The sequence below is a fragment of the Tautonia sociabilis genome (genome assembly GCF_003977685.1).
GTDB lineage: Bacteria > Planctomycetota > Planctomycetia > Isosphaerales > Isosphaeraceae > Tautonia > Tautonia sociabilis.
This window is the reverse complement of record NZ_RYZH01000021.1, coordinates 94,638-106,340: the sequence shown is the minus strand read 5'-3', so window position 1 is coordinate 106,340 and position 11,703 is coordinate 94,638. Positions and strand designations below refer to the sequence as shown.

Annotated in this window: 12 protein-coding genes; 7 read left to right on the top strand and 5 right to left on the bottom strand. The window is 69.8% G+C overall.

The features are described 5' to 3' along the window. Positions 1-200 precede the first annotated feature (200 nt). From TsocGM_RS12450 to tnpC, 5 genes are all read left to right on the top strand, one after another. Entirely contained in the window at positions 201-1,169 is a 969-nt protein-coding gene (locus TsocGM_RS12450; protein WP_158633520.1) for an SMP-30/gluconolactonase/LRE family protein, read from the top strand. Positions 1,170-1,470: 301 nt separating this feature from the next. Beyond that, the gene (locus TsocGM_RS12445; RefSeq protein ID WP_126725697.1) at positions 1,471-2,607 is read left to right on the top strand and encodes a calcium/sodium antiporter; all 1,137 of its coding nucleotides are present in this window, start codon (positions 1,471-1,473) and stop codon (positions 2,605-2,607) included. Positions 2,608-3,107: 500 nt separating this feature from the next. Then, a complete protein-coding gene (gene tnpA / locus TsocGM_RS12435; protein WP_126725695.1) occupies positions 3,108-3,464 on the top strand; it encodes an IS66 family insertion sequence element accessory protein TnpA in 357 nt (118 codons plus the stop codon). Next, positions 3,461-3,811, top strand: a complete 351-nt coding sequence (tnpB, locus tag TsocGM_RS12430; RefSeq protein ID WP_126725694.1) for an IS66 family insertion sequence element accessory protein TnpB — start codon at positions 3,461-3,463, stop codon at positions 3,809-3,811. The genes tnpA and tnpB overlap by 4 nt, the downstream gene beginning before the upstream one ends. A gap of 54 nt (positions 3,812-3,865) precedes the next feature. Continuing rightward, the gene (tnpC, locus tag TsocGM_RS12425) at positions 3,866-5,395 is read left to right on the top strand and encodes an IS66 family transposase (RefSeq protein WP_126725693.1); all 1,530 of its coding nucleotides are present in this window, start codon (positions 3,866-3,868) and stop codon (positions 5,393-5,395) included. Positions 5,396-5,630: 235 nt separating this feature from the next. On the opposite strand, the gene TsocGM_RS12420 is transcribed toward tnpC, so the two are convergent. Continuing rightward, positions 5,631-6,065 carry a hypothetical protein gene (locus tag TsocGM_RS12420; RefSeq protein WP_126725692.1) on the bottom strand — a complete coding sequence of 145 codons (435 nt, stop codon included), beginning with the start codon at positions 6,063-6,065 and terminating at the stop codon, positions 5,631-5,633. A gap of 98 nt (positions 6,066-6,163) precedes the next feature. Beyond that, positions 6,164-7,138 carry a DUF1559 family PulG-like putative transporter gene (locus TsocGM_RS12415; RefSeq protein ID WP_126725703.1) on the bottom strand — a complete coding sequence of 325 codons (975 nt, stop codon included), beginning with the start codon at positions 7,136-7,138 and terminating at the stop codon, positions 6,164-6,166. Between the two features lie 421 nt (positions 7,139-7,559). Here TsocGM_RS12415 and TsocGM_RS12410 point away from each other — a divergent pair, with 421 nt between their 5' ends. Beyond that, positions 7,560-7,826 carry a cupin domain-containing protein gene (locus TsocGM_RS12410; protein WP_126725691.1) on the top strand — a complete coding sequence of 89 codons (267 nt, stop codon included), beginning with the start codon at positions 7,560-7,562 and terminating at the stop codon, positions 7,824-7,826. A 21-nt stretch (positions 7,827-7,847) separates the two neighbouring features. Here the strand turns inward: TsocGM_RS12410 and TsocGM_RS12405 are convergent, their stop codons facing one another. Then, entirely contained in the window at positions 7,848-8,204 is a 357-nt protein-coding gene (locus TsocGM_RS12405; RefSeq protein WP_126725690.1) for an HNH endonuclease, read from the bottom strand. Positions 8,205-8,219: 15 nt separating this feature from the next. Next, a complete protein-coding gene (locus tag TsocGM_RS12400; protein WP_126725689.1) occupies positions 8,220-9,404 on the bottom strand; it encodes a site-2 protease family protein in 1,185 nt (394 codons plus the stop codon). Between the two features lie 337 nt (positions 9,405-9,741). Between TsocGM_RS12400 and TsocGM_RS12395 the strand changes: the two genes are divergently transcribed. Continuing rightward, positions 9,742-10,593: a sugar phosphate isomerase/epimerase family protein gene (locus tag TsocGM_RS12395; RefSeq protein ID WP_233578796.1), complete on the top strand. Its 852-nt coding sequence runs from the start codon at positions 9,742-9,744 to the stop codon at positions 10,591-10,593. Positions 10,594-10,974: 381 nt separating this feature from the next. Here the strand turns inward: TsocGM_RS12395 and TsocGM_RS12390 are convergent, their stop codons facing one another. Next, positions 10,975-11,388, bottom strand: a complete 414-nt coding sequence (locus TsocGM_RS12390) for an ArsR/SmtB family transcription factor (protein WP_126725688.1) — start codon at positions 11,386-11,388, stop codon at positions 10,975-10,977. Between the last annotated feature and the right edge of the window lie 315 nt (positions 11,389-11,703).

Genomic DNA, 11,703 nt, shown 5'->3' with positions numbered 1-11,703 from the left:
CTGCTCTCCTGCTCTCCTGCTCTCCTGCTCTCCTGCTCTCCTGCTCTCCTGCTCTCCTGCTCTCCTGCTCTCCTGCTCTCCTGCTCTTTCCGAAGGCTCCGCCGCCTTGCAAGAGGCCCTCCCCTTCCCTCGCCACGGGCCTCATGCGAGAATCTGCCCTCGAGCCGAGGGGATCTCGGGGCGTTCCGGGAGCATGCCACATGGGCCAGGACCGCATCGACTTCGCCGCCCTGGGGCCTCCGCTGGCCTTGCTGGCGCCCGAGGCGAGTGTCACCGTCGACTCGGCCGTCTGCTTCCTCGAAGGCCCGGCCGAGGACGACCGGGGGAACCTGTACTTCAGCGACATCGCCGGCAACCGCATCCTTCGCCGGGCTCCCGACGGCACCGTCTCCACCTTCCGGGAGCCCAGCGGCCGGGCCAACGGCAACACCTTTGACGCCCAGGGCCGCCTGATCTCCTGCGAGGGGACCGAACAGGGGCTCGACGGCGGCCGTCGCGTCGTTCGCACCGACCTCAGCACCGGCGCCGTCGAGGTGCTGACCGACCGCTTCAACGGCCGTCGCTACAACAGCCCGAACGACGTGGTGGTTGATCCCTCCGGCCGCGTCTGGTTCACCGACCCGTACTACGGCGAGCACCGAGCGATCCTGGAGCAAGACGCCGAGGCCGTCTACCGGATCGACCCGGACGGCTCGGTCTGCCGGGTGCTCTCGCAGCCGATGATCGAGCGCCCCAACGGCCTGGCCATCTCCCCTGATGGTCAGACGCTCTACGTTGTCGACTCCCACAGCCGACCCGGCGGCAACCGGACGATCTGGGCGTTCGACCTGGACGACGTCGGCTCCCCGTCGAATCGCCGCCTCGTGGTCGACTTCGGCTCCGGCCGAGGAGGAGACGGCATGAGGCTGGACCTCGACGGGCACCTCTGGGTCGCCGCCGGCATTGCCCGGCCGAGGCATGGCGGCGAGTCGGACGCCGTCCCCGCCGGGGTCTACGTCTTCACCCCCGACGGCGAGCCGATCGGCCGCATCCCGATCCCCGAGGACGTCGTCACCAACCTCGCCTTCGGCGGCCCAGGCCGCCGGACGCTCTTCGTCACTGCCGGACGGACGGTCTACCGTTTGCCCGTCTCCGTGAGCGGGTACGCCCTCTGGCCGCCGGCCCGGTGATCCTGGGACTCGGGCCGGAGGGGGGGCGAGCATTGAGATCAGAGGAACGGAGGCGGGCCGCTGGTGGTTGAAGGAAGGCGGAGGCTCGACACCAGGAGGCGTCACCCGATCCGTCGATCCCGGATTCCGATTGGGCTCCGCGACGAGCGGCCGGGAGCGTCCTCCGAGATCGGGGCCGCACCCGTCCCCTGTCCTTCGGACTTCGATCGGCAGCCCTCCCCCGGCGGCCCTCGATCAGCCATCAGCCAATAGCGATCAGCGATCAGCGATCAGCGATCCTCAACGGATTCGGAGGGGCACAGTGGTTGACGCAGTCACCGTCGGTCGGTTCGTCCTTGGCGTCGTCGGGCTGATCCTGGGGGCCCGGCTGCTGGTGCAGGGGGCGTCGAGGCTGGCGGCGACCATCGGGATCTCTCCGCTGGTGATCGGCCTGACGGTTGTGGCGTTCGGGACCGGGTCTCCGGAGCTGGCGGTGACGCTGCGCGCGGCCTGGTCGGGAGATCCGGGGGCGGCCGACATCGGGGTGGGGAACGTGGTGGGCAGCAACATCGCGAACATCCTGCTGGTGCTCGGCGTCTCGGCCGTGCTGACTCCGCTGGTGGTGCGTCGGCGGCTGGTGGGCTGGGACGTGCCGGTGATGATCGTCGCCTCGGGCCTGCTTCTGGTCCTGGGCTGGGACGGGACGATCAGCCGGCTGGACGGGGCGATCATGTTCGGCGGCATCCTCATCTACACGGTCGCCTCGATCTTGCAAGGTCGTCGAGCCACCGCCCGGGAGCGGGCCGCCGCCGCCTCCGACATCCGAGCCGAGGGCCTGCCCGCCGTCCCGGCCTCGGGGGCCGGCCAGGTGCTGCTGCAATTCGTGCTGATCGCCGTCGGCCTGGTGATCCTCGTCGTCGGGGCCGATCAACTGGTCGCCGCCGCCCGGACGATCGCCTCGGCGCTGGGGGTCAGCGAGCTGGTCATCGGCCTGACGGTCGTGGCCGTGGGCACCTCGCTTCCCGAGGCGGCCACCTCGATCATCGCCGGGCTGCGGGGGGAGCGCGACATCGCCCTGGGCAACGCGGTGGGGAGCAACCTCTTCAACATCCTCGCCGTGCTCGGCCTGGCCGGTCTCGTCACCCCCGAGGGGCTCCCGGTGTCGGCCCAGGCGAGGAGCTTCGACATCCCGGTGATGATCGCCGTCGCCGTCGCCTGCCTTCCCGTCGTCTTCACCGGCGCCCGGATCACCCGCTGGGAGGGCCTGCTGTTCGTCCTCTACTACGCGGCCTACACCGCCTTCCTCTACCTCCGCTCCGAGCAGCACGCCTTGCTCACCCCCTTCAACGCCGTGATGCTCGCCTTCGTGTTGCCCCTGACCGTCCTTGGCCTGGGGCTGACGGTCTTGGGGGCCCTGCGTTCTCGCCGGCAGGCGGGGCCCTCGGGCGGCCAGGGCTGATGCCGGCAGACCGACACCGGAGGCCGGAAGGCTGACCGAACCCAGGGAGGATGGCCCGGCGCGGGGCCGGTCGCTGGGAGTTCCGTCGGCATCGACCGACGGGTCGGCTCGGTCTTCCGCCCTTTGCCCTTCGCTCTTTGCCCTTCGCTCTTTGCCCTTCGCTCTTTGCCCTTCGCTCTTTGCCCTTCGCTCTTTGCCCTTCGCTCTTTGCCCTTCGCTCGTTGCCCTTCGCTCTTTGCCCTTCGCTCTTTGCCCTTCGCTCTTTGCCCTTCGCTCTTTGCCCTTCGCTCTTTGCCCTTCGCTCTTTGCCCTTCGCTCTTTGCCCTTCGCTCTTTGCCCTTCGCTCTTTGCCCTTCGCTCTTTGCCCTTCGCTCTTTGCCCTTCGCTCTTTGCCCTTCGCTCTTTGCCCGTAAGCGTCCGATGAAGCACATCTGGAAAGCGGGTTGAGTGGACGCGACGATACCCGCGGCGGGACCGAGCCCCGCCCGGGAGCACCACTCATGCCACGCCAGGCATCCGACCACACACCGTGGCTGGCCGCCATCGCCGAGTTCCGCCACAGCGGGCTGACCCAGGCCGAGTTCTGCCGCCGCCGCGGGCTGCCGCTGCACACCTTCCGCAGGTACCTCTACGGCCGTCGCGGGCCCGCGGCCGCCCCGGCCGCCCCGGCCCCGGCCGACACGCCGCGTCTGGTCCCCGTCACCCTCGTCGCCGACCCGGTCGCCGCCGGGACAGCCGCGGCCGCCGACGACCCCCTGGTCCTGATCCTCGACGGCCGGCTCCGCATCGCCGTCGCCCCCGGCTTCGACCCCCGGACGCTCCGCCGCCTGCTCGACGCCCTGGGGGACCGGCCGTGATCGGCCTACCGCCGACGCTCAAGGTGTTCGTCGCCACCGCCCCGGTCGACCTCCGCAAGAGCTACGACGGCCTGGCGCAGGTCGCCCGCGACGCCCTGGGGCAGGACCCGACCTCGGGCCACCTGCTGGTCTTCGCCAATCGCCGCCGTGATCGCATCAAGATCCTGTACTGGGACCGCGACGGCTACGCGATCTGGATGAACCGGCTCGAACGCGGTACCTTCCGCTGGCCGGCTCCGAGGGCCGCGGCCCTGGAGTGGCCCCCCGCCGAGCTGGCCGCCGTGCTCGGCGGCATCGACCTGAAGGCCACCCGGCGACGGCCCCGCTTCGCCCTCCAGCCCGCCTGAGCGAACCCGGCGGATCGGGCGCACCGGCAGCATCCCGATGGCGCCTACTCCGGTATGCGAGACGACGCGCCGCTGCCCGACGACCTGGCCACCGCCCACCGGCAGATCCGCGAGCAGGCGGAGACGCTCCGGCAGCAGGCCCACCTCATCGAGCGGCTCCAGCACCAGCTCGAGCAGCTGCTGCGGCAGCGGTACGGCAGGAAGGGGGAGAAGGCCGACCCCGGCCAATTGCTGCTCTTCGCCCCCGGTGTGGTCGAGGTCGCCGTCCCGGCCCCGGGGCCGACGCCAGCGGCCCCCGGCGGCAAGGCCGCCGGGCGGCCCACCGGCCGCAAGCCGCTGCCGAGGTCGCTGCCGCGGCGACGCGTCCTCCACGACGTCGCCCCCGAGCACCGCGCCTGCCCGGAGTGCGGGGCCGAGCGGCAGCGGATCGGCGAGGAGACGCGTGAGCAGCTCGAATACATCCCGGCCAGCCTGGTGGTCCTCGAGCACGTGCGCCCCAAGTACGCCTGCCGAGCCTGCGCCGCCCATGTGGTCGTCGCCCCGCGGCTGCCCGAGCCGATCGAGAAGGGCCTGCCGGGGACCGGGCTGCTGGCCCACGTCATCACCAGCAAGTTCGCCGACCACCTGCCGCTGTACCGCCTGGAGGGGATCTTCGCCCGCCAAGGCGTGGACCTCTCCCGCTCGACCACGTGCGGCTGGATGGCCGAGTGCGCCGGCCTGCTGGGGCCGATCGTCCGGGCGATGACCCGGCGGGTACTCGCCTCGAAAGTCATCGGCACCGACGACACGCCGGTGGCGGTGCAGGACCATGGCGGCAAGGGCACCAGGACCGGCCGGCTGTGGGCCTACCTCGGGGACCGGGACAACCCCTTCGTCGTGTATGACGACACGGCCGATCGCAGCCGCGACGGCCCCGAACGGTTCCTGGCCGCCTACCGCATCGGCTACCTCCAGTCCGACGCCTATGCCGGATACGACGGCCTGCACGCCCGGGGCCTGGTCGCCGTCGGCTGCCGGGCGCACGCGCGGCGGAAGTTCCACGAGGCCCGCACCAGCGACCCGGAGCGGTCGCATGCGGCACTGGCCAGGATCGGCCGGCTCTACGACGTGGAACGCGAGGCCAGGGCCGGCGGCTGGGACGACGACCGGCTAATGGCGGCGCGGCTGGAGCGATCGCGGCCGCTGCTGGACGCGTTCGCGTCGTGGTTGGACGGCGAAGCGGCGAGGGTGCTGCCCAGGAGCCCGATCGGCGAGGCGATCGCCTACGCCCGCTCGAATCGGGCGGAACTGGGCCGGTACCTGGAGTCGCCGTATCTGGCGATCGACAACAACGCGGTCGAGAACGCCCTGCAGCCGATCGCCGTGGGGCGGAAGAACTGGCTGCACCTGGGCAGCGACCGGGGCGGCCGGACGGCGGCGACGCTGATGAGCCTGGTGCAGTCCTGCAAGCGCAATGGCAACGAGCCGTTCGCCTACCTCCGCGACGTGCTCGACCGGGTCAGCACCCATCCGGCGAGCCGGATCGGCGACCTGCTGCCGGACCGCCGGGTGCTGCCGGGAAGGCCCCCCCAACCGGTAAGGTAGAGATCGGCCACCCCCGGGGAAGGCCCGGGGGTCGGGATTGACGCATCCGGGAATTATGCCGGAAGCGTGGCCTCCCCCCTTCCTTCCTCCGGCGTTCGGAAGATACAGAGCGGGGGGGATCGCAAGTAGCCCGGCAACTCGCTTGCAGGGGTAGAGCCCGAATCAGATACCGGTGAGGCCACCGTCTCCTGGGCGATGACCTCGCCGATCGGGCACGTTCATGGACATCGGGCGGTTAATCCAGGTCCTCGATGGTCACGGAGGAGACCGGATCGAACAGGGGATCATTCGGGTTGTCGAGGACCACGAAGATGGTAACGTTGTCGCCGGCGGACAGCCCGCCCACCGACGTCGACCAAGAACCATCGGTGACATTGTCGGGTTTCTGGATGTTGATGGTGGGGCCGATCTGGTCGCCCGTGCCGCCATCGTTGGGCTCGTATTCGTAGACCGACACCCTGATGAGCACCTGTGTCGTACCAGGCACATCCGGAGCGGTGTACTTCCCGGAAAGATTCAATTGGCCGCCCTCAAGGCCACCGGGGGTGTCGATAGAAACCTTCCACACGTCGGCAGCGCGGGCCGAGCCCCCGGACGCGAGGCACAGGGCCGGCACGGAGAGAAGGCAGGCGAGCGTGCGAGCCGGGATCCACGAGCGAAGCGAATTCATCGCGGTACTCCTGGTGATGTTGATGAGACGGACGGCGAACGCCGCCCGGGTCGACGGGACGCCTATGGGCCACGGACCGGGTCGCGCCGGGCGACGCGTCAGTCGAGTCGAATACCGATCTCGCCTCCGCTGATCGACCCAAGTGCGTGCCAGGTCTGCCGCGGCACCGATTCCTTGACAAACGAGGTGTGCCCGTCCAGGAAGAGCGCGTGGTTGCCCCGGGGATGCTCGCTCCCGGCCGACCAGGCGCTGTAGAACGGCATGGCACCCTCGAATTCGCAGGTCGGGCTGTTGGGCGGCAGGTTGTGGTTATAGGTGCTGCTGCCCGGCCCGTGGGCGAACCAGCTCTCGCCCTTGCTGGCGAACGGCTTGGGCACAAATCCCTGCAGCCCGGAGCAGTCGTCCAGGGATTGGGAATACGACGGCGGGATGGTATAGCCCCGGCGGCTCGTGAAGACGCCCCGCATGGGATCCGTCGAGCCCGGGGCCCCTCGACGCCACTCGGCAGCCGCGACGGTGTTCGAGGTCCCATCCCGCACGTGTGCGTCCGAGAGCCTCTTCCGGTACAAGGTGTCCGAGAAGGGGCCGTTCTTCAGCGGGCCGTCCCGATCCACCCCGACCCCCGCGTTGAAGGCGTAGCTCGTCGGACCTCGCTCGGCAAACGGCCCGCCCCCGGTCCCGGCGGCCTCGGACGGGCAGATGAAAGATTCGATTCGGCTGTTCGCCGCGGTGCCGTTCGCGTACCAGCCGGCGGGGCCGGTCATGGCCAGATCGAAGTTGATCGCGTCGTAGTCGGGCTGTCGCTCAAGGGCGGGGAGGAGCTTCGTGAAGATGGAGAACCCGTTGCCTCCCTGCGGATAGAGATTCTGGATTGAGGCGTAATTGGCGATCGCCAGACCGATCTGCTTGAGGTGGTTGGAGCAAAGAGCCCGCCGGCTCGCCTCCCGGGCCGCCTGCACCGCAGGGATCAGCAGGGCGGCCAGGAGGCCGATGACGGCGACCGTGACCAGCACCTCGATCAGGGTGAAGCCCGCCAGGTATGACCCTCCCCCACGCCTGGCTCGATGAACCATGACCCTATCCTCCTGCCATGCGCCTCGGGCGGAGAGCCCGGTCGAGATCGCCGTAGGTCCGACGGACCGCAGTCTGCCAAAGTAGTTGGCCGTCCGGCAAATTAATAAGCCGTTAAGGTGCGAGATCGTCTTTTTTTGTACAAATGACAACTAAGTGTTATTCGGCGCCCACCTTCGACAAGGTGGTTGAACGTCCTGGACGGGCGTCAGACCATCTATCGTGTCAAGGGTGTGTTGCGTCGGACGCTTACCTTTGCCCTTCGCTCTTTGCCCTTCGCCCTTCGCCCTGCCGCATCCATCTTCCGCCACGGGATTGCGTCAAGGCGCCGCCCCCTCCCGGCCGAAGACTCAGAAAGCCGATTCTCCCATCCGCTCCCGAGCCGATCGGGAGCCGGTCGACCCCCGGGCAGGAGGCCCCCCGATGCGGCACGAGGAGACGATCGACGCGGAGCTGATCCGGGTCGAGGCCGGTGATTGCTCGGGCCCCAGGCGATCGGAACTCGGGCCGGTCGTCCTGGTGGTGGTCGAGGGCTCCGGCTCGGCCCTGGCGGGAGACGTGTGGGTCCCGGTCAAGGCGGGGGACCGGCTGACGGTCGACTCGGGAGAGCCGTGTGCTCTGCGATCGACGGGAGGGACGGTCATCGCCGTGCTGCTGCGGCCCGCGGCCGAGGCGGCGCAGGCGGCCTGATCGGCCGGGGCCGGATCGGACTCAGCGGGGCCGGGATGGGGGCGAGGGGCCGGGGTCGTCTCGCCAGCGCTCGAGGCGGCGGGCCAGCAGGCGATCGACGAAGGCGTCGTAGTCCTGCTGCGAGCGTCTCCTCCTGGGGTCCCATCGCCTCCCCTTCTCGTGGTTGCACGAGCCGTGCACGAGGGCCAGGTTGGTCAGGTCCTCGGTGCCTCCCCGGCTTCGGGCTCGGATGTGCTCCAGGGTGGCCCCCTCGCCGGTGCGGGCGTCGAAGGCGATCGGGCCGTTGCAGATCAGGCACTTGCCGACCCAGAGGCCGCCGCGGCGCTCGAAGGTCCGGTCGGTGCGGGCGACGCGGTCGAACTTCTCGCCGGTGGTCATGGCCAGTCAGTCGCCTCAGGCCCGGGCGGCAGCGTCGGCCTCGTCCTCGTTGTGAGACCTGGCGAAGGGGTGACGCTCTCCCCGAGACCGGGCCCCTTCCAGCGCGGTGCGGACCATCACGAACTCGCCGATGTTCTCTAGCGTCAACAGGCCCGAGGGCCGGCCCAACTTGTCCACGACCTGCAAGCAAGGCCCCTCCCCTTCCCTCAGCCGGCTCAGCGCTCGGACCAGAGGGGCGTCCATGGCGATTGTGCCAAGCGTCGGCTGCATGAAGTCGGCCACTCGCCCCTCGCGACCAGCCTTGGAGAGCCCTTCCATCAGGCGGGCCCGAGTCAACAGCCCAATCGGACGGTCGCGATCGGCCTTCTCCACCACCGGGAAATCCTGCTGCGAACCGGCCAGCAGCAGTTCGGCGGCGCGGCCGAGCGTGTCCTGAGGATCCAGCGTGTGGTACTCCGTGAGCATCGCGTCCCGGACTCGGGTTCCCTGGAGATTCATCCGTTCCTCAACCTGGCTGGCTTCGGCCTCCGCTCCAATCCAGACAAACATGGCGATCAGCAACAGCATGAACGCCCCCGGCACAAACAGGCCGACAAAGGCGAACAGAATCGCCATGACCTGCCCAACCGAGGCGGCCGCCCGGGTCGCCTGCTCATAGGGCATCGCCAGGGCCAACAGGGCGCGAAGGACCCGGCCGCCGTCCATCGGAAAGGCCGGAATCAGGTTGAAGACAACCAGAAAGATGTTGATCAACGCCAGCGTGAAGAACGGATTGCCGGGACGAGACATCAACAAGTCTCCCATCTGCAGCTCGGCCAGGTTGGCCCCTCCCAGCACCAGCCCCCCGAGGAGCACCGAGGCGATGACCACGTTCACTGCCGGCCCGGCCAGGGCGACGAGCAGCTCCTGGACCGGTTTCTCAGGAATTCGTTGCAGCCGGGCCACCCCTCCAATCGGCAACAACGTGATATCGGCTGTCGGCACACCGAAGCGCCGGGCCATCAGCGCATGACCCAGCTCGTGCAGCACCACACAGCCGAACACGGCGACAATCATCAGGATCGCTCCCAGCGCCGCCGCCAGGTTCTGACCGCTGAGGCTATAGGCTCTGAAGCCGAAGAACGCCAGCAAGATCAAAAACGTCCAGTGGACGAACAGGGGGATGCCGGCGAGCCGGCCAAGCTTGATGGACCAGGACATTTCGATTCCAGCTCCTCGATACGGCGCCGGAGCTCCTCCGCTGAGGATGGTCACAGCGGGCGGGGGCCCCTCCGCCTCAAGCGTATCCGAACGGTCGACATGGCCGCCAGACGGTCGGAGCCGAGGGAGCGAGTAGCTCAGAGACCCCCTCGGCCCAAGACGGGGCCGGTCGGGTCGGGTCGGGTCGGGTCGGGGAGGGGAGGGGGAGATCTTGGGACGACTCCTGGATCGGTTCGGCCCGTCCGGTGGCCCCCGGCGGCCGGCGCTGGTAAGAATGGGGCGTCATCGCGTCCGGAACCGACCCCGATTCCCTCGCCGACCCGATCGAGGTGCCGCCGTGTCCACCGCCGCATCGCAGCCATCGACCCTGGGCGTCTGCAGCTGGAGCCTGCAGGTCACCAGCATCCCCGAGCTGAACCGCCTGCTCGCCGAGCTGGGCGTGAAGGCCACTCAGATCGCCTGCGGCGACCCGCATCATGCCTCCTGGGACGAGGGGGACGCCATGCCCCAGGCCGCCCTGGCCGCCGACTTCGAGATGACCGGCGCCATGCTCGGCTTCCCCGGCGAGGACTACACCACCCCCCAGACGATCAAGGAGACCGGCGGCTTCGGCCCCGTCTCGCTGCGGGACGAGCGGATGGACCGCCTCCGCTGGGCCCTCGGCCGCACGAAGGAGCTGGGCCTCTCCGACCTGATGCTCCACGCCGGCTTCATTCCCCACCCCGGCGACCCCGACCGCAAGGCCTTCCTCGACACCCTGCTCGAGGCCGCCCGCCTGGCCGGAGAGCAGGGGATCACCCTCGCCTTCGAGACCGGCCAGGAGCCCGCCGAGCTGCTCCGCCAGACGCTCGACGAGCTGAAGGCCCCCAACCTGAAAGTGAATTTCGACCCGGCCAACATGCTTCTCTACGACATGGGCGACCCGATCCGGGCCGTCGAGCTGCTCGGCCCCGACATCAAGAGCGTCCACCTCAAGGACGCCCGGCGCCCCACCACTCCCGGCCACTGGGGAGAGGAAGTCCCGCTCGGCCAGGGGGAGGTCGGCCTGGCCCGCTTCCTCGACGCCCTCAAGGCGATCGGCTACTCCGGCCCCCTGATGGTCGAGCGTGAGGTCGGCGACCAGGCCGCCCGCATCCGGGACATCGGCCTCGGCCTGGAGGCCGTCCGCTCCCTCCTGGCCGGCTCCTGACGCCGGCCGGCCGGTCTTCCTTCCCGCCCGGCACGTCGCGTGCGCCGCTCCGGTCGGGGCCCCGGGCCCTCCCTCCCGATCGCCCGCCCGGGGCCTCCGTTCCTGCCTCCGAGGGAGCGTCGCCCGACGGCCTCCGGGCCGTCGAGCCCCGGTCCTGATTCCCCTCCCCCCCGGACGGCGATCCCCCGGGCGCACCCTCCACTCAGCCCAGCCCGGCGGTTGCCGGGGAAGCCGATTCGTCCCGGGGGACCAGGCCCCGGGGCGGCAGGGCGCGATCCGAATCGTCGAGGGCCCTGATCGGGGGGCATCGGCCGACCGAGGCGGCGGGAGAGGGAGGGCGCCGCGTCCGTCGGGGTCCCGGCCTCCAGGGAGGTCCCGGGGTCAGACGATCGCGTCGACGACCTGGGCCAGCTCTCGGCCGGCATCGGTCAGGTAGTAGTAGTTGTGCTTGCCTTGCCGGCGGGGCTCGATGAGCCGGCCGTGACGCAGCAGGGCGAGGTGGTGGCTGACGGCCGGCTGGCTGGTCGAAACGAGGTCGGCGCACAGCTCCGAGACGTTGCGCTCCTTCTCGGAGAGCAGCATCAGCACTTGAAGTCGGGTCGGGTCGGAGACCTGCTTAAGGCGCTCCGCCGCCTGCCGCACCGCGGCCGACGGGCCCCTTCCCCGCTTCGGGGCCGAGCGTTTGCCGTTGGTCGAGGGCCTGGCCGCAGCCGTCGCCTTGCCGTCGCCCGCCGACTTCCTCACGCCCGAGGACTTCGATGCGGCCTTGGTCGCGGTGGTCGACTTCTCTGCCATGGAGGGACTCGGTACTTCTCTCGGGTGGATCGGGGCGCCGGGATGCTCTCCCCCGCGACCCCTCGAGTCGGAAGACGAGATGAGCATTCCTCCGTAATTATACGTAGTATACCGTTCGGTCAAGTTCATCTTGGTCGGCCTTCACGACAGCCTCATGAACGAGAGACGGTCACACCGCGTTGCGAGGGGCGTAAATCGATCGGAGCAGGCGAGGAGGGGCGATGGGAGCGGTGGCGGAGCCGGCCCGGGGTTCGGGGCGGAGCCGTCCCCCGTCCGGCCCGTCCCCCCGCGCCGGCTTATTCCCGCCGGATCGTT

Coding starts and splice junctions, on each gene's coding strand:
- TsocGM_RS12390 (WP_126725688.1), bottom strand. CDS start 11,388: ATGGCAGAGAAGTCGACCACCGCGACCAAGGCCGCATCGAAGTCCTCG.
- tnpA (WP_126725695.1), top strand. CDS start 3,108: ATGCCACGCCAGGCATCCGACCACACACCGTGGCTGGCCGCCATCGCC.
- TsocGM_RS12405 (WP_126725690.1), bottom strand. CDS start 8,204: ATGACCACCGGCGAGAAGTTCGACCGCGTCGCCCGCACCGACCGGACC.
- TsocGM_RS12415 (WP_126725703.1), bottom strand. CDS start 7,138: ATGGTTCATCGAGCCAGGCGTGGGGGAGGGTCATACCTGGCGGGCTTC.
- TsocGM_RS12420 (WP_126725692.1), bottom strand. CDS start 6,065: ATGAATTCGCTTCGCTCGTGGATCCCGGCTCGCACGCTCGCCTGCCTT.
- TsocGM_RS12400 (WP_126725689.1), bottom strand. CDS start 9,404: ATGTCCTGGTCCATCAAGCTTGGCCGGCTCGCCGGCATCCCCCTGTTC.
- tnpC (WP_126725693.1), top strand. CDS start 3,866: ATGCGAGACGACGCGCCGCTGCCCGACGACCTGGCCACCGCCCACCGG.
- TsocGM_RS12410 (WP_126725691.1), top strand. CDS start 7,560: ATGCGGCACGAGGAGACGATCGACGCGGAGCTGATCCGGGTCGAGGCC.
- TsocGM_RS12450 (WP_158633520.1), top strand. CDS start 201: ATGGGCCAGGACCGCATCGACTTCGCCGCCCTGGGGCCTCCGCTGGCC.